Below are 24,371 nucleotides of genomic sequence, written 5' to 3'. Positions count from 1 at the left end.
CGCGAGAACTGGAGACGGCCAAAACAGGATCGATGATTGCGTTTGATTAGGTTCGATGAAGAACTGCCTTCGTCTCTGATGACCAGCTCGGCCCAGACGGGACCCACACAGCGCCAGGTACATCTGAACACACCCTTCAACGACCAAAAACCAGGGACCTCCGGCCTACGCAAAAGCAGCAAGCAATTCGAACAAACCAATTACCTGGAGAGCTTCATTGAAGCAATCTTCCAAACCCTGCCTGGGGTTGAGGGGGGGACTCTAATCTTGGGGGGAGATGGTCGCTACGGCAATCACCGCGCCATTGATGTGATCCTGCGTATGGGTGCTGCTCATGGCCTAAGCCGAGTGATCACCACCACAAATGGCATTCTCTCCACGCCTGCAGCATCCCATCTCATCCGTGCCAATAAGGCCATCGGAGGAATCATCCTTTCCGCGAGCCACAACCAAGGCGGTCCAGATGGCGACTTCGGCGTCAAAGTCAACGGTGCCAATGGTGGTCCAGCAGCCGAATCACTCACAAACGCGATCTACGCATGTAGCCAAGCTTTAGAGAGGTACAGCCTTGTCGATGCAGACGTAATCCCTCTTGACACCCCAGGCCACCATGCCATCGGTGCCATGGCTGTAGACGTGATCGACGGCGTTGAAGACTATGTAGAGCTGATGCAGAAGTTGTTCGACTTCGGGCGCATCAAAGACCTCATCAAAACCGACTTCCCAGTCGTGTTTGATGCAATGCATGCTGTCACTGGTCCCTATGCACAACGGCTACTGGAAGGACTTCTCGGTGCCCCAACTGGCACTGTGCGCAACGGAGTTCCGCTTGAGGATTTTGGTGGAGGCCACCCAGACCCCAACCTCACCTACGCCGCTGAACTGGCAGACCTCCTCCTCCATGGCAAGTCCTACAGCTTCGGTGCCGCCTGCGATGGTGATGGCGACCGCAACATGATCCTGGGAAGAGGTTGCTTCGTTAACCCAAGTGACAGCCTTGCAATCCTCACTGCCAATGCTGAGCTAGCTCCGGCTTATGCCAATGGCCTTAGCGGTGTGGCTCGCTCCATGCCCACGAGCGCTGCAGTGGATGTCGTCGCCAAAGAACTGGGCATCGATTGCTTTGAGACCCCGACAGGCTGGAAATTCTTTGGGAACCTGCTAGACGCTGATCGCATCACCTTGTGCGGCGAGGAAAGCTTCGGCACTGGCAGCAACCACGTGCGTGAGAAAGATGGACTATGGGCCGTTCTCTTCTGGCTCCAGATCCTGGCGAAACGGCGTTGCAGCGTCGCTGATGTGATGACGCAGCATTGGAGTCGTTTTGGACGCCATTACTACTCACGACACGACTACGAAGCGATTGCCAGTGAGCCTGCCCATGATCTCTACAACAGATTGGAAGCAATGCTGCCTGGATTGGTTGGCCAGCCTTTTGCTGGTCGCAGCGTCAGTCAGGCGGACAACTTCAGTTACACCGATCCTGTGGATGGCTCAGTCACAGAATCACAAGGGCTGCGGATCCTTCTAGAAGACGGCAGCAGAGTCGTGGTTCGACTCTCCGGCACCGGCACCAAAGGTGCCACATTGCGCGTTTATCTAGAACGCTACGAACCTAGTCATGGCAACTTAAATCAAGATCCCCAGCATGCTCTAGCCGATCTCATCAATGGCATCGATGCGCTTGCCGAAATTCAAAAGCGCACTGGGATGCAAAGGCCAACAGTGATCACTTGATCTCAGCGCAGCCACCGCTCCCGTGGGCGGCGGTGATACTCCGCCTCGGTGCTGCTTTGTTGCAGCTGGCGCATGCTTTCAATGACCACTGCTCCAAGAGCTCCAGATAGCGTGACCATGATGAAAAAAAGGTTCAGCCTCTGACTGTGAATGTCTACAGGAGTGTTTGAGATCACCGTACGCAAAAAGAGGGCAACAAGACCTCCGAGCAAGAACCCCACCAGCAGCGATATCAATACCCTCGTACCGCTGAAGGGCTTGTTTCTTATTGAGCGAGAGCGATGCATTGGTTTATCCCTGCCCAGAGGGGTCTCCCGAATTAAGTAAATTGGTGCTGGCTTGTTCTGTATCACTAAAGGTGCCTACAAGAGCTTTAACAACGACGTAAAAGACAGGCACAACAAACAGCGAAAGGAAAGTGGCAACCAAAAGGCCACCGAATACAACCGTGCCAAGAGAAGCTTGGCTGCGGGCTCCTGCTCCGCTAGCCAAGACCAACGGCATAAAGCCAAAAAGAGACGAAATAGCAGTCATAATGATGGGCCTAAGTCTCGACTTGGCTGCCTGCCTTGCTGCTTCAAGAGCCGTAACTCCCTCAGCCAAGCGTTGATTAGCCAAATCAACAATCAAGATCCCATTTTTAGCAGCTAGACCAATCAACATCACAAGGCCAACCTGTGCATAAATGTTGAGAACCTCGCCACGCAATGCTAGAAACAACAAGGCTCCAAGCATTGCAGTAGGAACTGTCATCAAAATAATTAGGGGATCTGAATAACTCTCGTACTGAGCAGCCAGAACGAGATAAACTACCAGAATCCCTAAGGCAAAAATCACAACTGCCAGGGCACCAGCTTTCACTTCCTCTCGAGATATCCCTGTCCAATCAAATCCGAGGCTCTTAAGATTCTGAGCTGCAAAAAGCTCCTTCATACCATTAATGGCCTGCCCCGAGCTCTTACCAGCCGCAGGTGATCCTTCTATTTTTATCGATCTGTAAAGGTTAAAGTGAGAGATCACACTTGGCCCAACAGAAGGTTCAACTGTTAAAAATTCTGAGAGCTGAATCTGCTCACCCGAGCGATTCTTAACGTAAATTGAAGCCAGCTTTTCAGGTGCAGAGCGACCCAATTCATCGGCCTGAACATAAACACGACGAACCTTACCTTCTTGGAAGGTATCATTAACATAGGCGCCTGCAAAATTAGCGCTAAACACACGCATTGCAGAGCTGAAGTCAACATCAAGAGAGGCCATAATATCCCTATCAACCTCAACTCGTAGCTGCGGAGATTCAGGAGAGAATAAAGTCCGTACTCTGCTCAACAATGGATTTGCATTCGCCTGCTGAATCATTTGCCCAGCCGAGGCAAAGAAGTTGTTTAAGCCATAAGCACCACCACTCTTGTCAAGTAATTGGAACTCAAATCCACTGCCAATACCGTATCCAGGAATCGCAGGTGGCTCAACAACAAAAATCCTCGCGCCGTCAATAGCCCCAAAGAACTTCTGGTTTAGCCTTCCAACAATTGCATCGGCAGATTGATCACGATTTTTTCGCTCATCCCAATTACGCATCCCAACAAAAAACAATCCTTTATTAGGGCTATTGCCATCAAAACTTGCTCCACTAAAAATTGCTGCTGAAGTGATATCGGGTTCGCTGCGCAATATCTCAGCAACTTGCTTATTAATCTTCTCGGTGACCTGAGTAGACACACCTTCTGGGGCCTGCAACACGCCGATGGCATAGCCCTGGTCTTCAGTAGGCACAAATCCACCTGGAATCGCAGTAAAAGCAACCCCGGTAAGCAGAACGCCTACCGCAAGAATTCCCATCACAAGAGAACGGCGGCAAAGAACCCACTCGAGCAGATCGGCATAGCGCTGCTCAAAGACAGAATAAATGCGATTGAAATGACTAAAAATCCATGGTGTATACCAACCCAAGCTCAAGCCAAGGCCAGCGAACAAAACGACTGGCAAGGGATTTGAAACTCCTGCGATGAAAAGGCCAATCACAGCCCCTGCAACAGAGAATGGCAGCCTCAACGAACGGCCAGTCAAGCGAGACAGCACAAAGCCAAGAATTGCAGCGATTGCTGTAGGGATCAAGGCCAGCGCCGCACCACCACCAACAACTAATAGTCCGTAGATAAACCCAATGACTGCTCCAGAAATTGCATATGTATTGCGTCCCGGAGCTGTGCCTTCCCGGCCCAAAAGCAAGGCAGAAAGCATGGGAGAAAAAGTTAAAGCATTAAAGGTAGAAATCGCGATAGCGAAAATAATCGTTGCTGCAAACTGCTTGTAGATCGAACCCGTAGCGCCAGGGAAAAATAACACTGGCAAAAACACTGAGAAAAGAACCAATGATGTAGCAATAACTGCAGAGAAAAGCTCATCCATTGTTGACTTCGCAGCTTCCAAGGCAGTCATCCCTGATGCCTTCTTAGTTGAGGTATTTTCAATCACTGTGATTGCATCATCAACCACTAATCCTGTAGCAAGAACCAATCCAAATAAGGTGAGCTGGTTGAGCGAGAAGCCAAACCCTAAAACCAGAGAGAATGTACCTAGAAGCGCAACAGGGATGGCAATACCAGGCACCAAAGTAGCTTTCCAATTCTGTAAAAATACAAACAGAATAAGAACCACCAAAATGATCGCATCTCTAAGCGAATTGGTGACTCCATTAATTGATGCATTAATAAAGTCTGTATTGTCATAGATTTTCTCCATCTTCATTCCGACAGGCATTTTGCTGGTAAATTCTTCGAGAACATCTTTTACTCCATTGGAAACCTCAAGAGCATTGCTGCCACTCAATTGATAAACAGCCATACTCACAGCAGGGACTCCCTGCAAATCTGTAGCGCTGTTGGAATAGCTTTCACCACCAAGCACAACACGACCGACATCGCTGAACCTCACTAAACCGCCATCCTCTGTTGTCCTAACAACCATATTTTCAAAGTCTCCAATGCTCACAAGGCGGCCATTTAATTGCACAGGAAAAGCAAATATCTGCCCTTCTGCAGATGGTTCACCTCCTATATTCCCAGCAGGAACCAAACGGTTCTGGCTTTCAATCGCCCCCATTACATCCGCTGAAGTCAGGCCAAAGACCTCAAGCTTTTCATTGTCCAGCCAAAGCCTAAAAGCAACCTTACGGTTACCAAAGTAGGTCACTTCACCTACTCCCTTAACCCGCTTAACCTCGTCCGTTAGGCCCAGATCTAGCAGCCCACTAATCGTTTCTACGCTATATTCAATCGTGCTTGGATCTTCGCTAACAAAATTATAAAGAAGCAAGATGGAATTGGAAGCCTTATTAACACTCACCCCTGCCTTGCGCACTGCTTCCGGCAACTGTGGCTCTGCCAGCGCAACCCTGTTTTGAACATTAACTTGATTAATGGCGCTATTACTACCACTTTCAAACGCAACAGCAATCGAGCTCACCCCATCAGCCGAGCTTGAGGAAGTTAAATAGTCCATATTCTCCACACCATTAATCTCCTGCTCCAGCACACTGGTCACACCCTGTTCAACCGATTCAGCATCGGCACCGGTGTAAATTGAATTTACTTTTACTGTTGGCGGAGCAATATCCGGTAGCATTTCAACTGGCAAAATAGGGATAGAAATCAGTCCCGCAATGACGATCAACAAACTGCAAACTGTTGCTAAAACAGGTCGAGTAATAAAGTTATTTGATGCAGACATCTATTCGCCTCAGTTTTCAACAGAAATAGGCATACCATGTCTCAATTTCAAAAGATTTGTTGTGATCACCTGCTCGCCAAGCTTGAGCCCCTTTGTAACTGCATAGCGCTGCTTCTGTAATTTTCCCAACGTCACAGGGGTCTGCAAAGCAAAAAGTGTGGAGTGGGGTAACTTACGAAGTTTCTCAAGAGAAGTATTGCCAGAAAAAACCTCAAGCTCTTGGAAACTTCCCACTCGATAAACAAAGCTCTGGCCCGAAGTTTGTGTTACAGCAGCAAACGGAACAGACAACTCCTCTCTCGTATCTAATTGAACCCGCGTTCGCAAGCGCTGGCCATTTCGCAACGATCCACTACCATTCTCAAAGGCTGCCTTCACTAGTAAGCCCTGGGTAGTTCTATTTACAGTCGGGTCCACAGAATTAATTTCACCAGTCGCCATCACATCTGACGATCCAGTCTTGCTGAGAAAGACAGGCAAGCCAATCTTAATCCGATCAGAGAATGTGGCAGGCACCTCAACTCGAGCCAAAAGCCTGTTATTTCTGATCAATTTGGTGAATGGATCACCAGAACGGATAACATCTCCAACCTTGACATCAACATCAGCCACAATCCCTGAAATTGGAGAACGCAAATTGCTATATGCAAGCGTTGCTTCTGTGGCTTTTACCTTTTCTCGAGAGGCGATGTACTGGGCCTTGTATTCATCTCGATCCAATGCCGAAGCAGCTCCTTGAGGGACCAAGAATTCATATCGCTGCCAATTGAGTTTGTTCTTCTGCTCCTGAGCTTTGAAATCTGCCAATTCCGCACGGATCTGAGCTTGATCAAGCACAACCAACATCTGACCAGGCTGAACCTGATCACCCTGATCAATCTTTAACTCAATAATTCGACCAGAAGCTTGTGCAGCAAGATGCACCTCCTCCTTCGCCTCCAAGGTACTCACCGTATCGATATCGTCCGTGAATTGAGCCGTCGTCACAGGGGTCTGGCTGACGGTAATCGGCGAGAAAGGTATTTTCGCCTTGCCACAGGCGCAAAGCAACAGCACAGTAAAAACGACAAGAGCGCGCTGCTGATTCGGCACTAACGACTTGTTCAACAGCCTGATTATGGAAAGTTTCCAGCTCACGACAACAAGTCATCCTCTAGCGCAAGAATTGTCCACCAGTGCCTGAGCTCATTGGATCAAGATCTGTTCACATACCAGGGAGATCAGGAGCTAAAGCGCCATGCACCACTAGCTGATCGCCTGCGCCCTAGAACCCTGGAGGAATTTGTTGGCCAGGGTTCGATCCTGGCGGAAGGACGTCTCCTACGCCGAGCCATTGCGGCCGATCGTGTAGGCAACTTGCTGCTACATGGTCCTCCAGGTGTTGGTAAAACCACCCTGGCCAGGATTATTGCTGGCCACACACGTGCCAACTTCAGCAGCCTCAATGCTGTTCTGGCAGGGGTTAAAGAACTTCGCCAAGAAGTAGACGCAGCCAAGCAGCGGCTGGAGCGACATGGCTTACGCACCATTCTGTTCATCGACGAAGTCCACCGCTTTAACAGTGCCCAACAAGATGCCCTGCTGCCCTGGGTAGAGAACGGCACCGTAACACTGATCGGTGCCACCACGGAAAACCCCTATTTCGAAGTCAACAAAGCGCTGGTAAGCCGCTCCAGGCTGTTCCGACTACAGGCCCTCGAGAGTGAAGATCTTCATCGCCTCCTGAAACACGCTCTTCAAGATTGCGAGCGGGGCTACGGCGATCGTCAGGTGATGCTCAGCACAGCAGCTGCAAACCATCTCGTCAATGTCGCCAACGGCGATGCTCGCAGTCTGCTCAATGCTCTCGAACTCGCTGTGGAGAGCAGCCGTCCCAATGAACAGGGCTCAATCCATATCAACCTTGCCATCGCTGAAGAATCAATTCAGGAGCGGGCAGTTCTCTACGACAAGCATGGGGATGCCCATTTCGACACCATCAGTGCCTTCATCAAATCCCTACGAGGCTCAGATCCCGATGCAGCGCTGTTCTGGCTAGCGCGCATGGTGGAGGCTGGTGAAAATCCACGCTTCATCTTCAGACGCATGCTCATTGCCGCTGGAGAGGACATTGGCCTCGCTGATCCCCAGGCGATCGTGGTTGTAGAAGCCTGTGCTGCAGCCTTCGAGCGAATCGGCCTACCGGAGGGTCTCTACCCCCTGGCACAAGCCACCCTTTACTTGGCCTGCGCCGAAAAAAGCAACAGTGTGCTGGGTTTCTTCGAAGCCCTACGCACGGTGCGGGAGGCCCAGCATCAAGACGTCCCCAGCCATCTCCGCGATGCCCATCGGGACGGAGCAGCATTTGGAGATGGTGTCGGCTACCGCTACCCCCATGCTTTTGCAGAACACTGGGTTTCACAGCAATACCTACCCACCTCCCTTCAAGGAGAAGTCTTCTGGCAACCGAGCCAAAAAGGCTGGGAAGGGCACCGGCGCCTGCTCATGCTGGAACGAAGGGCAGCACAGCTCGCCGCAGCAAGCGAATCAGTCCAGGAGAACCCATTGCTCGTTAGCAGTGGTCCAGAAACCCCTGAACTAGAGAGATGGGTGCAACGCCAGCTCAGCCAAGATGGAGAACGCCTAAACCACCTGCGCGAACGCCTCTGGTCGGGAGTGACTTGCCAACGCCACCATCGAGTTCTGATGATGGGTGGACGCTCCTTGCTCTGGGCACTCGATCCGCTTCAAGCAGTGCCTGAAGGCGGTGTCACAATCCTCTGCGCAACAGCCCAGGATCAAGCGCGCCTAATCGCTCAGCTCGATCTGCTCGACCCAATCATCCGCCCTGAACTGATCGATGGAGGCAGCGATGCACTCCAAGACTTACCAGCACAACATCAGTTCGAATGGATTGGGGGACGTCTCTCCAGCCAAGACATTTCAGGTACAGAACAGAAGAAACTTTGGAGCCTGATCAGCCAGCGATGCACCAATGAAACCGGTCTAAGGCTCCTGATCAGCCATGCAGACATCGGGCCGGCCGAGGCCCTACTGCAATTACTAGAAAGCAAAGGAGCCAATCCCGCGGAGAGAAACCTGCTAGCACCACTGATCGCTAGCGAAAAGATCTGGCTTGAAAGCCAGCGCCTCGATTCCCTCCTTGCACAAAACCTGAAGGAGTGCGGCTGGCAGCTGACCTGGGAGCGATGGGAGGAACTCCTGACGCTGCAGGTGGATGAGAGCCTTGAGCATCGCTGGCTCAGCGAAGGGCGACCCTACCGAGACCTAGTAGCGAACCATGCATCGTTAGAGGTCCTGGAAAACCTGGAGCTCATGCTCAAGCGCACGCGAGGACAACAACTACCCCAACGCCTGATCCATCAACGCATCATCGGCAGCCGCAGACTCCACTAACACTGCCAAGCCATCGGGAAGACCAACAGCAAAAAAAAGCCCCGGCAATGCCGGGGCTTGAAAAATATGCTCAAAAAAGCCTAACCAAAGACCTTGAAGAAGGCATTTTTTAGTTAGTAGAAAGTAGTCTCACCACCCATAGGAATTGATGTCTTACCCCCATAAATCCATCTAGGTGCAAGTTGGTTGGCCTGAACACATGCAGGCAAGAAGACATACCAAGACAATAGGGAGGTGCATTGAGCGTCGCCCTGACACTTGCCATCTGCACAAACATTCTGGCTACCATCAAAAGTGCCACAGGTGTCAGCCAGACGGAAGGAAACTGGCAAATTGGCCATAATTCCAGCTGAAGAAATACTGCCATCAGCGGAATCAGCAATGATTGCGGCACGCAATCCCTGCACAGCCGTATCAGTCATTTTCCAATATGGAAAATAGCTCTTCGTCTGATTCTTAAGGAAGACAACTCCATCATCGGAGTAGAGGAAGCGAGTGACGTCAATGACTTCGACGTCATAGGTTTTAGTCATACCCTGCTGAATTTCATCAGCAGACCAACCTGAGCGGTCAATTCCTTGGTCAAGAGCCCGATCAAGATTAGTCTCACCAGTGCTCAAGAAAGTTTCAAAATCATTGGAGGTAGTAGTCCAAACGGCACCTCCTGAGTTCCAGCGTACGGGGGCATTAGTTTCTGCCTGAGCTGGCATCGCTAGGACCGATAATGAAGCGCCGGCAAGCAAACCGGCGGCAAGACGAGTGAACACGGACGATTGTGAATAGGTATCCAATCTAAACTAGCTGCTAAAGATAGATTCGCCAACACAATCGCCTTATCAATTCCCAAACTCATACTTTTGTAAACAGCTAAGATAAGAACCCCAATTTCCATGCCTCATGCTTAGAGATCAAGAATCTCTCTTCATATAATCAACACAAGGGCTGAATAAATGGAGATCGCAACATTCAGATGTTGTTTAAAGGCAAAAATACACTCCATCCATCTGGGCAACTACCCAAAAAAGGTTTCTTCAACCTGGAAACATTGCCTCTACAAAGAAGTCTCTCGAGCCTCGTGCCGCTGCTGTTACGACGAACAATGGCTAAGTAGGCTTCTTCACCATGTTGTGGAGCCAACCACAACATGGTGAAGTTTTTTGATCGTTGCACATGTGCGACGAGAGGTTCTCCGACAGTCAGACCCAGCTCATCCAACGACGAGGCAAACTCACCCCAATAGAAACGTGTCATCTGAGCTCGGGTGAAAGACAACAACAACGCTTCGGCCTCGCTGCGCAGGTTGAGAATGGCTTCCCGCTCCGACAAACGAGACGTCACATCTTCACCGCTCGACCAAGTTCCAGAAACCATGAGCCCCTGCTCCTGTTGCATCCCCAACAAACCCATCACTGCCAAAAGGACTGCGGCTACAAGCGATGGGGCTTTCTGCAGGCTCAGCATGCCGAGCATGAGCGTCTCAACAATGAACCTCAAACTAAGCAGAGCATTGGGGCATTAGACATCGCACTTAAATCACTCACCACCGCCATGCTCCAAATGTTGTGATGAATTCGATGCACATCGACCTGATGCCCCAACACCTCATGAACAGCAAACGCAGAGTCGACACCACAACGCCAATGAATCAGATCCGCCGCCAGGCTGCCCCGCTGCCATTTAATCGCTGCTTCTTTACTTAGCCATTGCTCAAGCACGGCATCCCGCAAAGCCGCACCCCTCAGATGGCAGAGAGCTGCCTGATCGTCAGCACAGAAATAACGACGTGCAAGCAACTCCGCAGCAATAGGACGGTCACTGCGCTCCAAATCCACCCCGAGCCGTTGAGGCGACCAACCCATCAGCAGTGCATCTTGACAGTGACTGAAGCTGATGTATCCCCAGCCATTTGCCAGCTCTGGAGGTTTGCCTGGAGGGGCCTGCAATGGAATCTCAAGTGCAGACACTTGCCACAGATCAGCCAGGGCATGACGTACATAGCCACGAGACTGTCTGAACTGCCTTGAACGCCCCGCAGACAATCGCCCAGCCCATTGCTCCTCCTCCGTACTGATCGGCATCAAGGGAGCCTGCATCGGGAATAACCACAACGCCAGTACGCTTCTGCTATTGAGTTGAAGCGGCATCAATGACCCTGCAGATTGGTGATCCAGCACCAGATTTCAATCTCCCCAATCAAGACGGCACCCTCGTTCAGCTGGCATCACTAAGAGGTCAACGGGTGGTGATCTACTTCTATCCGAAGGACGACACCCCTGGCTGCACGAAGGAAGCCTGCAATTTCCGAGACCAATGGGAACGCTTCGTGGCCAATGACATCAAGGTGCTTGGTATCAGCAAAGACGGTGCTACATCCCACACCAAATTCATCAACAAGTATCAGATTCCTTTCACCCTTCTTAGCGACACGGAACCCTGCCCAGTGGCCAGCTCCTACGAAAGCTATGGGCTCAAAAAATTCATGGGACGCGAATACATGGGCATGATGCGCCATAGCTTTGTCGTCGATCCAAAGGGCAACCTGGAACTGATTTATCTAAAGGTGAAAGCCGCAACCATGGCCGATCAAATCCTCAAAGACTTGGGGCTCGACTAATCCGATCGTGCACGTCAACCATCCCCTCCAAGACAAGATTCGGATGATGCACCACATCAAGACCCCTCTGAATTAGTGCTTCCTTAAGAACCGAGGCATCACCTCCACATAACCAAAGAGGTAGTGCCGCCTCACGCTGAGCCTCTAGAAGAGTGCCAAGCAGTGCCTGAAGGCTGCCCCGACGCATGGCCTCGGCCGTGGCGAAAGGAAATGGTTCAGCACTAACTGAGCCAATGCCTGGATCAATCAAACCTTGGGTCCCCTGCGCCATGGCACGTAGCTGCAGACGTAAACCCGGCAGCAACTGTCCACCAGCGAAATCACCAGCGGCCGTCACTCGCGTCAAGCTCAACACTGTTCCGGCATCGGCCACAAGCAAGCCTGAAGACGACATCCCGCTGGTGTGAGCTCTTCTCAACGCGCCCCAGGCCGCCAATGCTCGATCAATGCCGAGCCATACAGGCATTCGGGTTAAGGGCACATCCCCCAACCCCAAGCGCCGGTTCGGATCCAAGACAACTCCCGCAGGGATCGGACCAACAGCAGCCCATGCCACAAGAGGGGCCTCAAGCGTTTGAAGCTTGAGCGGATTGGGAACGCTATGGCAAAACTGCCATGCATCAGCCTGATACTCGGCCCAATGCCAGCGACTGTTGCCAATCAATAGGCAATGCCTAACAACCTCCACCTTTAGATGCCTTCGCCCAACACACCTGGGAGATGAAGGCCGCATTCCTGCTTAAGACCTCCAAAGCGTGTCTCCCGTCCAGACGCCTCCCCCCCATCGGGAGCACTGGAATGTAAATCGCCGACCGTGGAGTAACCCTTTTCAAACAGAGGATGCTGCGGCAACTGATGCTCCTGCATGTAATAGAAAACCTGCTTGGGAGTCCAGTCGAGTAAAGGCCTCAATGAAAGGCGATCACGAATCACGTCCAAAAAAGCCATTGAGCGCCGATAGTCGGTCTGATCACTGCGCACCCCACTGGCCCAGCAATGCACATGGAGATCATCCAGAGCCTGTTCGAGGGGCTCCACCTTGCGAATACGGTGATATGTCTCCAGATCCTTCACCGAGCCTGTCTCCCAGAGCCGGCCATAGATAGCCTCCATCCGAGCTGGAGACATTGAGCTTTGAGCCACCTTTAAATCCAAGCCAAGCTGACGCGTGAGCTGATCGGCATAGAAATAGGTCTCAGCTGGTAGATAGCCCGTATCCACCCAGACCACAGGGACCAGCGAACCACCATCAAGACTATGGAGCATGTGCAGCAGAACAGCTGATTGAATGCCAAAGCTCGTTGTCAGAACAAAGCCTTGACCAAACTGCTTCAGTGCCCACTCAAGACGTTTCTGGGCAGAAAGATTGGCAAGGTGTATCCGTGCATCCTCCAGAGGCATCTCGAGAGTCGAGGCAACCTGCACACTCGGAAATTGGCCTGCCGCAGTAGACGTGGCAGTGGTAACCGTATCAATGGAGCCATCAGTCATCTCCCCATTCTCCAATGTCGCCGTCCACAACAGAGTGTTTAAGGTTCGAGAATCATCCCAGGCTCATCGCGCATGATCCCCAACCCGTCAAACGCCAATGCCGTGGTGGTTGTCGGCGGCGGATTTGCAGGGCTAACGACCGCGCTCGCTCTCAGCCACTGCCAACCTCGCCCCCCCATCGTGCTGATTGAACCGCGCCAGCGGTTCGTCTTTCTCCCCTTGCTTTACGAACTCTTGAGTGGAGAGCTTCAGGCTTGGGAAGTCGCACCTCCTTATCACTCTCTACTCAGTCAACGCGGTATTGCCCTTCTCGAAGACCGGGTTGAAAGCATCGACACCAAAGCGAAAACGGTCACCACCAGCTCAGGGCTCAAGCTCAACTACGCACAACTGGTACTCAGCACTGGCTCAGCTCCAACAGATTTCGACATTCCCGGGGTCCGTAAACACGCCCTGATGTTTCACCGTCTAAACGACGTTGACGTGCTGCGACAACGAATTAAAGAACTTCTATTACGCAAAAACCCTCGTCAGGACCTTGTGATTGTTGGAGCGGGACCAACTGGCGTGGAACTGGCCTGCAAGCTGGCAGATCTCCTTGACGGTGCTGCTGAACTCCACCTCATTGAGCTTGGCGAAAGGGTTCTGCCCAGTGCAAAAGCCTTCAACCAAGAACAAGCAGAGCGAGCACTCAGCGAACGTGGTGTTCACGTTCATTTGCGCACGCAAGTTCGAGCCATCTCGACAGACCAGGTTGAACTCCTAAGCAAACAAAAAGAACCTGCCATAAGTTCAGCAATAACGCACAGTGGTCTTGTTTGGACAGCCGGCACAAGACCAGTCATCCCAGCACTCAGCCCCGACGTTGTCCTTACCGAAGCAAAATTGCCTATCGATTCGTGCCTACAAGTGATCGGCCTCAGTGATGTGCTTGGCCTTGGCGATGCCACTTACAACAAAGACCACTCATGGCCGTCCACAGCCCAGGTCGCACTTCAACAAGGGGAGATCGCGGCTCGAAACGTGATGGCACTACGAGCAAGCAGTCCTCTCCAGCCTTTTGAATTTAAGGATTTTGGCGAAATGCTCAGCCTGGGAGTAGGAGAAGCCTCCCTCACCGGCATGGGTTTCACACTTGCAGGTCCTCTGGCTTTCCAAATTCGCCGGGGTGCCTATCTAACAAAACTACCTGGATTGTCTCTAGGCCTGCGCTCAGGCGGGGCCTGGCTGCTCGGACATTGAAACAAGCCCACCTCGCTGGCCGCACCAAGGGACTACGTCCTTCACAACAAAGACAATTAGAACGCCTCAGCCACCGCCGGCATCCCGAAAGGGAAGGCGCCGATCAGCTAACCCTTGAACGGCTAGCTGAAAAGGTGATTGAGCTATGCCAACCACTCCATTTAGTGCTGGATAGCCGTGGATTGTGCCGCCTTCTTTGGGTCGGTCCTCTCGATGGATCCGGCCAACTTCTCGCCCATCTTCCTGAGTCACCCCGTCGCAAGACCGCTGGATGGCGCTTAATCAGCTGCTCTCTAACACTCCAGCGAAACAACCTCAGGCCCGAACAACATGATGCAATCGTGGCACTTGATCTAGCACCGAACTCCTGGCTACGTTTTGCCCCCACAGCCGATCGAGGAGGTCGCAGGATTGCTGCCCTCTGGCAACCAGATCCAAAGGAGATCTCGGGATGGAGCTTGATTGAAGCCAACGAACTAAGCGAGCTCTGCCAACACAGCCAAGGATCACCCGCCAAGCCAGAAGTCAACCCCCTACGGTCAAAGGACAGTAGGGAACGGGTGCTACTCCTTACCCTTACGGGACCAGAGCAAAGCCGCAGCGAACGCGACCTTGCTGAGCTCGAGGGGTTGGTGCGCAGTGCAGGGGGGCACCCTGTCGCAGTTGTGCGACAAAAACAGGGGGCGCCTAATCCTCAGACCCTCTGGGGCAAGGGGAAACTACAAGAGACCGCCTTAGAAGTTCGGCGACATAACGCTTCTCTAGTGATCACAGACCGTGAACTCAGTCCTGTTCAAGTCAGGAATCTGGAGCGATATCTCGACTGCCCTGTCATGGATCGCAGTGAATTAATCCTAGACATCTTTGCCCAGCGCGCCTCTAGTGCAGCAGGACGCCTGCAAGTGGAACTAGCCCAACTTCGCTATCGCATGCCAAGGCTGATGGGGCGAGGTCGAAGCCTATCCCGTCAGGGAGGTGGCATCGGCACACGCGGGCCCGGCGAGACCCAACTCGAGAAAGATCGGCGTGCAATTACACGACGCATTGAGCACTTGTTACGTGAGGTAAGGCAACTGCAAAACCATCGCGCCCGACTACGCAACCGCAGGGAAGGTCTGCCAAGGATTGCACTCGTGGGATATACCAATGCGGGGAAATCATCCCTACTCAATGCTCTCTGCAGTCGAAACGAGCACAGCAAAGTGCTGGCAGAGAACAAACTGTTTGCAACCTTGGATCCAACCACCCGACGATTGTTGATTCCTCAGACAGGTGGAAAACCCCTTGAGCTTCTAATCACAGACACTGTGGGCTTCATCCGTGAACTGCCAGCGCCATTAGTGGAAGCCTTTCGGGCCACTCTGGAGGAAACGCTTGAAGCCGATCTACTCCTAGTGGTTGTGGACTTGTCAGACACAGACTGGCAAGCCCAACTTGACACAGTGCAGCAGTTGCTTAATTCCCTTGGCGCCGAATCAATCCGGCAGGTGATAGCCAATCAAATTGATCGCTGTGATAGCAGTGCACTTGAGACAATCCGCAGCATCGACCCGAAGGTGATTTATCTCTCCGCGGCCTCAGGTGCCGGGCTGCAAGGACTCAAACACTGGCTGAAGAACCAATTCTGGGGTCACAGAGCAGAATCGGCCCCTCTGCATTCTGTAAATAACTAACTATGGCTGTGCTGAGCACCGCTATTCAAAACCCCCAAGCCCTCATCACCCTGGCGGTGTTGTTGCTGGCGGTGGTGCTCTTCATCAGCGGTGCCCTTGCACCTGAACTCACTGGCCTGCTGAGCATGGCACTGCTGATGGCCACAGGTGTCCTAACTCCCCAACAAGCCCTGGCTGGATTTGGCAGGCCTGCACTGATTACGCTAATGGGCCTGTTCGCCGTCTCTGCAGCCTTATTCCGCAGTGGTGCTCTGGATCGCGTGCGCGAACTAATCGCATCCGAGCGCATTCGCAGCCCACGCCGGTTGATTGCCTTGTTAGGCCTAGTGGTCGCTCCCATTTCGAGTGTCCTCCCAAACACACCCGTCGTCGCCTCGTTGCTACCTGTCATCGAAGCCTGGTGTCATCGACGCCGGATCTCTCCGTCTAAAGTCCTGCTGCCACTATCATTCGCAGCGCTTTTCGGCAGCACACTCACACTGCTGGGGAGTTCAGTGAATCTGCTGGTCAGTGACATCAGCGAGCAACTGGGCAATGGATCTCTAGAACTGTTCAGCTTCACAGCCATCGGCGTGCCGATCTGGCTCGCCGGAACCACCTATCTCATGCTTGCCCCTCAGGCCCTGTTGCCAGACCGTGGCAGCAACAGCGATGAACTAGGAGACAACAAAGACCAGACCGGTTACTTCACAGAGGTCACCATCCCTCAGAACTCGCAACTGGTAGGACAATCCCTGCACAACAGTCGTTTACAACGTCGTTTTGATGTAGACGTACTGGAACTGCAAAGAGGTCGAGAACGACTCCTACCGCCCCTGGCTGATCGCAGACTTGAACCTGGCGACCGACTGCTTCTCAGGGTCACCCGCGCAGACCTACTACGTCTCCAACAAGAACACAACGTACAGCTAGCAACCAGAGAATCGATCGTTCCGTCCTCACTGTTCCCATCTGGCCTAGGCGAAGGGCAAAGAACTGTGGAAGTCCTCCTACCGGCAGGCTCAACTTTGGCTGGTGCAAGTCTGCGTGAACTGCGATTTCGACAACGCCACAACGCCACAATTCTTGCTCTCAGGCGTGGTCAGCAAACAGTGCAAGAGCGTCTTGGACAAGCTGTACTACGCGAAGGCGATGTCTTGCTGCTGCAAGCCCCACTGGACTCCATTCGCGGCCTGCAAGCCAGCAATGATTTGCTGGTCCTTGATCAGCTGGAAAACGACCTGCCCACAGTGCGCCGCAAACCACTGACGATCGCCATTGCTTTGGCCATGCTGATCATGCCGACAGTGACTGCCCTGCCACTGGTGGCAGCGGTCCTCCTTGCTGCAGTAGCGATGGTGGCAGGAGGATGCCTTCGTCCAGGGGAACTTCAGCGATCAATTCGTCTCGATGTGATTCTGCTGCTGGGGTCGCTCTCCAGCTTCAGCGTGGCAATGCAGAAAACCGGCCTGGCAGATGCTCTGGCAAGCAGCTTTGAAACCTTGCTGAATGACTGGTCCAACTACTTAGCTTTACTAGTCATCTTTCTGGCCACCACGCTCCTCACCCAGGTGATGAGCCCAGCCGCATCCGTTGCACTACTTGTCCCAGTGGCCATCCAACTCGCACCTGGACTAGACCTTCTACCCAATGCACTGGTCTTCACCGTGCTATTTGGTGCAAGCCAGTCTTTTCTGACACCAATGGGGCATCAGACAAACCTGATGGTGTTCGGTCCTGGGCGTTATCGATTTCTGGATGTCACCCGTTACGGAGCTGGCCTAACGGCCCTGATGACCGTGATGATTCCTGGGCTAATCCTTTGGCATTTCGGCGGATCTTGAATACAGCAGAACTGTGCCAGCATTTGCAGAATCTGGTTCTATCCGTCTGGGGAGAATCCTCAGGACAACCTTTAACTCTCGTCGCGATAAAGCGGGAACCCATCGGTGCCATTTCCTAAATCCGTCCATCGCACTCAGGATTTGTACCGTCGGCTAACGGTTCCTCAATTCACTGTGGTCACAGGTTTACTGGTGATCATCGCTGGGACTCTGCTTCTCGCCACTCCGGTCTGCTCCAACGCCAAGGTGGGATTGTGGGAAGCATTGTTCACGGCGACCTCAGCAGTGACCGTGACTGGACTTTGCATTATTGATATCGGTCAAGATCTAACCAACGTCGGCCAGGGGGTTCTTGCAGCGATGATCCTTGCAGGTGGCCTTGGGCTGATGGCTATCACCACCTTCTTACAAGGTTTTGTGGTTCGCGGAACTGAACTGAGATGCAGGCTTGATCGAGGCAAAACCCTCGATGAATTCGGGGTTGGCGGCGTAGGCACGACTTTTCGAGGCATTGCCCTCACCGCAACAGTGCTGATCCTGATTGGCGCGATCGTGCTCTACATCTTTGGCTTCAATGACATCACCAACCATGGAGAGCGACTGTGGGCTGCACTTTTTCACAGCATCTCTGCCTACAACAACGCCGGCTTCGGCCTCTGGTCTGACAGCCTGGAGCACTACCGCAGCAATGCGGTAGTCAATAGCGTGATCATCGTCCTGATCGTTCTTGGTGGACTGGGATGGAGAGTCACCAGTGATCTCTGGAGCAATCGCAAACGGCTAACACGCCGCAACCTCAGCCTGCATACCCGTCTGGTCATTCGCACATCCCTGATCCTGATCCTGATCGGAACCGTGGGGCTAGTGATAACTGAATCACTAAGCCAAGACCACTTCCTCTCAAGCATCGGTTGGTCTGATCGACTGATGAGCTCGCTATTCGGCTCTATCAGTGCCAGAACCGCTGGATTTACCACCGTGAACCTCTCTCTCGAGAGCATTTCCGATTCAGGGCTACTTCTGCTAATGGCGCTGATGTTCATTGGAGCTAGTCCCGGAGGTACTGGCGGTGGCATCAAAACCACCACCCTGGCCGCCTTAATGGCCGCCACCCGTTCAACCCTGCGTGGCCAGAACGATGTCGTCATCCGTAATCGTCAGATTTCCGACAAGGTGGTCTTGAAAGCCGTCGGAATCACAGTGGCATCACTGCTTTTCGTGCTTGTGATGGCCTTATTACTGGGTATGTCCAGCAGCCTGAATGGAGAGCAAGCCTTCACCTTTCTAGAAATGTTATTCACATGCATTTCAGCCTTTGCCACTGTGGGGTTCGATGTTGGCGTCACCCAGAATTTGAGTCATTTCGGACAACTCGTGCTGATCGTCGGCATGTTTGTGGGACGACTCGGCATCCTTCTGCTACTCAGCGCAATCTGGGAAGCCGTCAACAAAGATCGGCTCCATCGTCAAAATCGCATCGGCTATCCGCGAGAAGATCTTTATGTCTGAACTTTGGTTTGCTGAGAAAACACAATGAAAGAGTGGTGGAACTGGTCACCCCAACAAGGCACCCCTCAGCTTGGCTTTGCGGTAGTGGGAGTAGGGCGCTTCGGGAGCGCCGTCTGTCGTGAACTCATGCAAAACGGTGCAGACGTGCTGGCGGTTGACCGTTCAGAACGGTCTATCGAAGAACTGCGACAACTGGAGCCGTCGATCGAAGCAAGAGTTGTGGACTGCACTGACGAGGAATCGATGCGAGAAGCAGGTGTGCTCGAAATGGGCACTGTTGTCGTGGGCATCAGCGAACCAATCGAAGCAAGCATCACAACCACGCTGATCGCCAAGGACAGCGAGGGCAGCAAAGTGCAACAGGTGATTGCCCGAGCCACCAGTGACCTACACGAAAAGATGTTGAAGCGGGTTGGCGCTGATCGGGTGGTGTTCCCCTCGAGGATGCAGGGGGAGCGGCTAGGTCTTGAATTAGTGCGGCCCAACCTGATGGAACGCTTGCAACTTGATGACCAAACCTGCATCGAAGAAATCAAGGTTCCCGATCTGTTTGTTGGACATTCCCTACGAGACCTCAACCTCCGCAAGAACTACCTGGTAAACGTTCTGGCAGCTGGCCCAACCAAGGGACTGCACGTCAACCCTCCCGCAACGTATGTGCTCGAAAAAGAGCATGTGCTTGTCGTCATGGGATTGGTTGACGACCTCAAGAAACTTCCCAAAACCTGACTTCAATGCGCGTACTGGGGCTGATGAGCGGCACCAGTGCTGATGGTGTTGATGCAGTACTCGCTGAGTTCAGTGGTTCACCATCTGAACCAAAATGGTCTCTACTCAATCTTGCCTGCATCCCCTACCCAGAGGATCTTCGCCAAACAGTTGTCAACGCAGGACAAGGCATCAGACTCAATAGCTGTGAATGGCTCGAGCTATCTGAGTCCATCACCGAGGTTCATGCTCAAGCAGCTCTGGCGTGTGACCCCAGCGCACAAGCTGAGCTCGTAGGTTCGCATGGTCAGACTGTTTGGCATCGTCCTCCTCAGAAGAATCATCGCGGCGCCAGCTGGCAAATCCTGCAAGCCCCTCTACTGGCTGAACTACTCAAGCGCCCTGTTGTTCACGACTTCCGAGCCGCAGACCTGGCACTAGGAGGCCAGGGAGCACCTTTGGTACCTATGGCTGATGCCGCACTGCTAGGTCGAGTAGGGGGCTGGCGTGGGGTGCTCAATCTTGGAGGGATTGCCAATCTCACCCTGATTCCTCCCCGCAGCGGTCCGGATCGCCTTGCTTCAGTTATGGGCTGGGATTGCGGCCCAGCCAACAGCCTGATAGATCTTGCTGTACAACAAATCAGCAAAGGCAAGCTTGCCCTTGATCATGATGGAATCATCGCTGCCAGTGGGCATCCGCATACGACCACGATCGAACGCTGGCTGAAGGAAGCCTTCTTCCAACTCCCTCCTCCCAAATCAACAGGCCGAGAGCAGTTTGGGCTTGCCGATCTAGAGCAGCGCCTAAAGGAACTCCCCAAGCTGTCGAGGGCCAATCGTGTCGCCACATTGACCGCTTTCAGCGCAGCCGTTGTGGCACAGGATCTGGACAATCTGCGCATTAGAAATCTGGTTCGTCCCCTGGAACTCATTGTTGCTGGTGGAGGAAGCCGAAATCCTGTGCTGATGAACGAACTAAGACAACGCTGCCGTGGCATGCGACTCCGAAATAGCGATGAGCTTGGCCTCAGCGCTGAAGCCCGAGAAGGTCTTGCCTTTGCATTACTGGCCTGGTGGCATTGCCTCCAGCACCCAGGCAACGCTCCGGCCATAACAGGGGCCAAGCGTGCGGCAGTTCTTGGTGTGAGGGCTGATCCAGCCTGATTGGCCAAGCAGTTCTTTGAAGAACTACGAAGACCACCAAACTCAAGAGGGACGATAGAGGCGGAGACGGCGCGGAGCGCCTCTTAAACGCCTGGGCTGTTGAGCTTCAAGAGCCGATCGAAAGCCTTCTGTACTCGCTAACGATGGGGCTGAAACGACCGAACTCTGCTCCTGCTCGTAACGCTGAATACCCTGCTGAATAAGCACTTTGGCCATATTGCTAACGGTGCGGGACTCCAGCTCGGCAAGAGCTGTGAGGCGCACACAAAGCTCTTCAGGCAATACAACCTGGACTCTCGGAGACTTGGGCTTCCCGCTGGATGAAGTTTGACGGGTAGCCACGACCCTAAAAAAGTAAGTCCTACTTACAAGTGTACAGAGGTGTGCAAGGATAGTATCCAGCACTATGCTGAGACCACAGTTCGGAATGGTCTATTCCGATGGCCCAGTTCAACAATTCCATGGCCCGTCGAAATACCCAATGCTTTTTCAGCCCTAAAACTCAAGTACCCCTCTCATTCGACTAACAGCCAGACATCAGGATTGCCCCATGGACCAACCCACACTTCCAAATTCAAATCGCTTCAATCCACCTCAACAGGCCAACAGCCCTAGCCAATCCAACAGCCCTATCAAGCCAAACAGCCGTATCAAATCAAGCAAGGGTCGGCGTTTAAGCCGAAGCCAAGAAAATAGCGACGTGCTGGTATCAGCTGTAATTAGCAGCTATCTGCTCACACATCTCCATCAAGTCTTGCAAAGGGCGGAATACGGCGCCGCTCAGGACGGACGCGAATACCAGGCCAAAAATTTCGCCCAACTGCGCAAAGTCCTCTGCATGGATGCCCGCAGCATGAAAGACGCATCAGCAACAGGCATGACAGAAGTTGATGTAGAGCAAGCAGCATGAACCAAGAATCAGGTCAAATCACTTCAGGCTGAATACAGTTGCAACAGACACTTCCCTTCTTATGAGCAGCAACGCTGCAGTGCTCTACGAACGTATTCAGAACGATCCTGGACACACCAAAGCCCTATTTCGCCAGGCACTCCAAGATCCTCAGGGAGCCTTGAAGGCAATCTGCGATCTGGGGCACAGCATGGGACTCCCTGTCACGCTTGACGAAGTAAAAGCGCACTTGGCCAGCCTCGATGACTCTGACACCAAGCAATGGCTCATCAAGGCCCGGGGGGGGCTTTAAGGCCAGGATCTAATTCACGCGAGCGACTTTCTTCTACTTGTGCGGGATTGACGTTTTGCATGCCTCGACGGTCGTAACCGCCACCCCCTGCCAAACTCCAAAAAAACCAATAACTAGGGATCGCTAGGCCAGCAGCAAGCACAACAGCAGTAATTTGTTCGAATTTCACCATGGCCGGTGATCCGGAATGGATATCCTCCAGTCTGCCCGTATACGAAGCGGGATGATGTTCTTGCGGTTGCTTTCCCTCGGTGCTGCGACTTGAGCACGTCAACAAGGTCTACCCCACGCATGAAGTCCTCAAGGATGTCACCTGGGAAATCAAGCCCGGAGACCGCATCGGACTGGTAGGAGTCAATGGGGCTGGCAAATCCACACAGCTCAAATTAATCGCGGGACTCGAAGAAGCCAGCAGTGGCCAGATTGTGCGCCAGGGGAACCCACGCATCGCCTACTTACAACAAGAGTTTGATGTTGATCCCTGCCGCACAGTGCGAGAAGAGCTCTTTCAAGCCTTTGGCGAGGCCGCTGCCGTTGTCCATCAACAGCGGCTCGTAGAAACCGCCATGGCTACAAAGCGGGCTGCAGAAGACAGCTTTTTTCTCGACAGCCTGATCAAAGACCTAAGCCGTTTACAGAATTGCTTTGAAGCCCTACACGGCTATGAGCTTGAGGCTCGAATCGAAAAACTACTGCCAACACTCCATTTCACATCAGATGGGGCCGATCAACGGGTAGGGGACTATTCCGGGGGATGGCAAATGCGAATTGCTCTCGGCAAGATCCTTCTTCAAGATCCTGATCTGCTCCTACTCGACGAGCCCACAAACCATCTGGACCTAGACACCATCCAGTGGTTGGAGGACTATCTGCTCAAACAGACCGCCGCCATGGTTGTGATCAGCCACGACCGGACGTTCCTCGATCGGATCTGTACCCAAATCGTGATTACTGAGAGAGGCATTTCGCGCACCTATCTCGGTAACTACACAGCACATCTTGAGCAGAAGGCACTCGAAGAGGAAGCAACTCAAGCTGCGTTTGAACGCCAGCAGAAAGATCTCGCCGCCCAACAGGCCTATGTCGATCGATTCAGGGCAAGTGCCACGCGCAGCACCCAAGCCAAAAGTCGAGAGAAACTCCTCGAGAAAGTAGAGCGAATCGAAGCTCCAGTGAAGAGTGTCAGCGGCCCCAGCTTTCGCTTCCCAGACGCTCCACGATCCGGCCGACAGGTGGCTGTGATCGAAGACCTCAGCCACAGCTACGGAGACAAGATTCTCTTCCTCGGCGCCCATCTGGAGGTGGAACCAGGCGATCGGATTGCTTTCATAGGCCCCAACGGCGCAGGCAAATCCACTCTGCTGCGTCTGATCATGGGCTTGGAAGCTGCCGATGACGGCAGGGCTTCCCTCGGAGAACACAACGTGATAGCTGGCTATTTCGAACAGAACCAAGCAGAAGCTCTGGACCTGCAGAAAACCGTCATCGACACAATGTTTGAAGCCGTCCCGGACTGGACCCAAACCCAGGTGCGCTCTCTACTCGGCAGTTTCTGCTTGAGTAATGATGCTGTTTTCAAAAACGTCGAAAATCTCAGTGGTGGAGAAAAGGCTCGCTTAGCCCTAGCCCTAATGCTGGTCAAACCCTGCAATTTGCTGGTCCTCGACGAACCAACAAACCACCTCGACATCCCTGCCAAACAGATGCTGGAGGACGCACTGCAGGCTTACGAAGGCGCCGCCCTGCTGGTCTCTCATGATCGCTACTTCATTTCCCGTGTAGCCAATCGCATCGTGGAATTACGCGATGGCGAACTGATCCTTTACCGAGGCAACTACGCTTATTTTCAGGGAAAAAAATCAGAGGAACAAGCCGCAGCCGCGGCAGCATTGGCCCTGGCAGAAAAAGAAGTCAAGCGCTTAGCCAATCGCGATCGCCAAAGAAAGCGTCAAGCCAGAAAAAAAGGCGCGGCTTAAACCCAAAATCTATCCGTTTGGCAAAAAAACTTTAAAGAAGGTTAGGCAGGAAGACTCATTTTCCTTTGAGCACAGCAAATATGTGCATAAGCTGACTTCACAGCC

The 24,371-nt window shown here is 52.8% G+C and carries 22 protein-coding genes; 12 read left to right on the top strand and 10 right to left on the bottom strand.

Features of this window, described 5'->3' with window-relative positions; all coding sequences use genetic code 11:
- Positions 1-78: 78 nt before the first annotated feature.
- Positions 79-1,737: an alpha-D-glucose phosphate-specific phosphoglucomutase gene (locus SIB41_RS00200; protein WP_413359485.1), complete on the top strand. Its 1,659-nt coding sequence runs from the start codon at positions 79-81 to the stop codon at positions 1,735-1,737.
- A 2-nt stretch (positions 1,738-1,739) separates the two neighbouring features.
- On the opposite strand, the gene SIB41_RS00195 is transcribed toward SIB41_RS00200, so the two are convergent.
- From SIB41_RS00195 to SIB41_RS00185, 3 genes are all read right to left on the bottom strand, one after another.
- The gene (locus SIB41_RS00195; RefSeq protein ID WP_413359483.1) at positions 1,740-1,958 is read right to left on the bottom strand and encodes a hypothetical protein; all 219 of its coding nucleotides are present in this window, start codon (positions 1,956-1,958) and stop codon (positions 1,740-1,742) included.
- A gap of 70 nt (positions 1,959-2,028) precedes the next feature.
- Entirely contained in the window at positions 2,029-5,466 is a 3,438-nt protein-coding gene (locus SIB41_RS00190) for an efflux RND transporter permease subunit (RefSeq protein ID WP_413359481.1), read from the bottom strand.
- A 9-nt stretch (positions 5,467-5,475) separates the two neighbouring features.
- Positions 5,476-6,603 carry an efflux RND transporter periplasmic adaptor subunit gene (locus tag SIB41_RS00185; protein ID WP_413359479.1) on the bottom strand — a complete coding sequence of 376 codons (1,128 nt, stop codon included), beginning with the start codon at positions 6,601-6,603 and terminating at the stop codon, positions 5,476-5,478.
- A 51-nt stretch (positions 6,604-6,654) separates the two neighbouring features.
- Between SIB41_RS00185 and SIB41_RS00180 the strand changes: the two genes are divergently transcribed.
- The gene (locus SIB41_RS00180; RefSeq protein WP_413359477.1) at positions 6,655-8,862 is read left to right on the top strand and encodes an AAA family ATPase; all 2,208 of its coding nucleotides are present in this window, start codon (positions 6,655-6,657) and stop codon (positions 8,860-8,862) included.
- Between the two features lie 113 nt (positions 8,863-8,975).
- On the opposite strand, the gene SIB41_RS00175 is transcribed toward SIB41_RS00180, so the two are convergent.
- The 3 genes from SIB41_RS00175 to SIB41_RS00165 all read right to left on the bottom strand — a co-directional run bounded on the left by SIB41_RS00175 (position 8,976) and on the right by SIB41_RS00165 (position 11,006).
- A complete protein-coding gene (locus SIB41_RS00175; protein WP_236065932.1) occupies positions 8,976-9,629 on the bottom strand; it encodes a protein phosphatase in 654 nt (217 codons plus the stop codon).
- Positions 9,630-9,828: 199 nt separating this feature from the next.
- Positions 9,829-10,323: a thymidylate synthase gene (locus SIB41_RS00170; protein ID WP_413359474.1), complete on the bottom strand. Its 495-nt coding sequence runs from the start codon at positions 10,321-10,323 to the stop codon at positions 9,829-9,831.
- A gap of 29 nt (positions 10,324-10,352) precedes the next feature.
- Positions 10,353-11,006 carry a 4'-phosphopantetheinyl transferase family protein gene (locus SIB41_RS00165; protein WP_413359472.1) on the bottom strand — a complete coding sequence of 218 codons (654 nt, stop codon included), beginning with the start codon at positions 11,004-11,006 and terminating at the stop codon, positions 10,353-10,355.
- Positions 11,007-11,008: 2 nt separating this feature from the next.
- On the opposite strand from SIB41_RS00165, the gene bcp reads away from it, so the two are divergent.
- Positions 11,009-11,476 carry a thioredoxin-dependent thiol peroxidase gene (gene bcp / locus SIB41_RS00160; RefSeq protein ID WP_413359469.1) on the top strand — a complete coding sequence of 156 codons (468 nt, stop codon included), beginning with the start codon at positions 11,009-11,011 and terminating at the stop codon, positions 11,474-11,476.
- Here the strand turns inward: bcp and SIB41_RS00155 are convergent.
- Positions 11,454-12,209, bottom strand: a complete 756-nt coding sequence (locus tag SIB41_RS00155) for a type III pantothenate kinase (RefSeq protein ID WP_413359467.1) — start codon at positions 12,207-12,209, stop codon at positions 11,454-11,456. The two genes, bcp and SIB41_RS00155, sit on opposite strands and share 23 nt — an antisense overlap.
- Positions 12,167-12,967, bottom strand: a complete 801-nt coding sequence (locus SIB41_RS00150) for a phosphoadenylyl-sulfate reductase (protein WP_413359464.1) — start codon at positions 12,965-12,967, stop codon at positions 12,167-12,169. The genes SIB41_RS00155 and SIB41_RS00150 overlap by 43 nt, the downstream gene beginning before the upstream one ends.
- Before the next feature lie 72 nt (positions 12,968-13,039).
- On the opposite strand from SIB41_RS00150, the gene SIB41_RS00145 reads away from it, so the two are divergent.
- From SIB41_RS00145 to SIB41_RS00120, 6 genes are all read left to right on the top strand, one after another.
- The gene (locus SIB41_RS00145) at positions 13,040-14,209 is read left to right on the top strand and encodes an NAD(P)/FAD-dependent oxidoreductase (protein WP_413359462.1); all 1,170 of its coding nucleotides are present in this window, start codon (positions 13,040-13,042) and stop codon (positions 14,207-14,209) included.
- The gene (gene hflX, locus SIB41_RS00140; RefSeq protein ID WP_413359459.1) at positions 14,206-15,882 is read left to right on the top strand and encodes a GTPase HflX; all 1,677 of its coding nucleotides are present in this window, start codon (positions 14,206-14,208) and stop codon (positions 15,880-15,882) included. The genes SIB41_RS00145 and hflX overlap by 4 nt, the downstream gene beginning before the upstream one ends.
- A gap of 2 nt (positions 15,883-15,884) precedes the next feature.
- Positions 15,885-17,705, top strand: a complete 1,821-nt coding sequence (locus SIB41_RS00135; protein ID WP_413359457.1) for an SLC13 family permease — start codon at positions 15,885-15,887, stop codon at positions 17,703-17,705.
- 105 nt (positions 17,706-17,810) lie between these two features.
- Positions 17,811-19,214, top strand: coding sequence for a TrkH family potassium uptake protein (locus tag SIB41_RS00130; RefSeq protein ID WP_413359454.1), 1,404 nt, complete (start codon positions 17,811-17,813; stop codon positions 19,212-19,214).
- Positions 19,215-19,238: 24 nt separating this feature from the next.
- A complete protein-coding gene (locus tag SIB41_RS00125) occupies positions 19,239-19,943 on the top strand; it encodes a potassium channel family protein (protein WP_063397225.1) in 705 nt (234 codons plus the stop codon).
- A gap of 5 nt (positions 19,944-19,948) precedes the next feature.
- Positions 19,949-21,088 carry an anhydro-N-acetylmuramic acid kinase gene (locus tag SIB41_RS00120; protein ID WP_063418951.1) on the top strand — a complete coding sequence of 380 codons (1,140 nt, stop codon included), beginning with the start codon at positions 19,949-19,951 and terminating at the stop codon, positions 21,086-21,088.
- Positions 21,089-21,130: 42 nt separating this feature from the next.
- Here SIB41_RS00120 and SIB41_RS00115 read toward each other — a convergent pair whose 3' ends face one another.
- Positions 21,131-21,430 (bottom strand): ribbon-helix-helix domain-containing protein, encoded by a 300-nt coding sequence (locus SIB41_RS00115; RefSeq protein ID WP_011130998.1) that lies wholly within the window; start codon positions 21,428-21,430, stop codon positions 21,131-21,133.
- Between the two features lie 208 nt (positions 21,431-21,638).
- Between SIB41_RS00115 and SIB41_RS00110 the strand changes: the two genes are divergently transcribed.
- Positions 21,639-21,998 (top strand): hypothetical protein, encoded by a 360-nt coding sequence (locus tag SIB41_RS00110; protein ID WP_413359451.1) that lies wholly within the window; start codon positions 21,639-21,641, stop codon positions 21,996-21,998.
- A 61-nt stretch (positions 21,999-22,059) separates the two neighbouring features.
- The gene (locus SIB41_RS00105; protein ID WP_063418956.1) at positions 22,060-22,290 is read left to right on the top strand and encodes a hypothetical protein; all 231 of its coding nucleotides are present in this window, start codon (positions 22,060-22,062) and stop codon (positions 22,288-22,290) included.
- On the opposite strand, the gene SIB41_RS00100 is transcribed toward SIB41_RS00105, so the two are convergent.
- Positions 22,268-22,462: a hypothetical protein gene (locus SIB41_RS00100; RefSeq protein WP_063397222.1), complete on the bottom strand. Its 195-nt coding sequence runs from the start codon at positions 22,460-22,462 to the stop codon at positions 22,268-22,270. The two genes, SIB41_RS00105 and SIB41_RS00100, sit on opposite strands and share 23 nt — an antisense overlap.
- A gap of 79 nt (positions 22,463-22,541) precedes the next feature.
- Between SIB41_RS00100 and SIB41_RS00095 the strand changes: the two genes are divergently transcribed.
- Positions 22,542-24,266, top strand: coding sequence for an ATP-binding cassette domain-containing protein (locus SIB41_RS00095; protein WP_413359448.1), 1,725 nt, complete (start codon positions 22,542-22,544; stop codon positions 24,264-24,266).
- Positions 24,267-24,371: the final 105 nt, after the last annotated feature.

The sequence above is a fragment of the Prochlorococcus sp. MIT 1201 genome, from assembly GCF_047303415.1.
GTDB classification, from domain to species: Bacteria; Cyanobacteriota; Cyanobacteriia; order PCC-6307; family Cyanobiaceae; genus Prochlorococcus; species Prochlorococcus marinus_D.
This window is presented reverse-complemented; position numbering and strand designations above follow the sequence as displayed.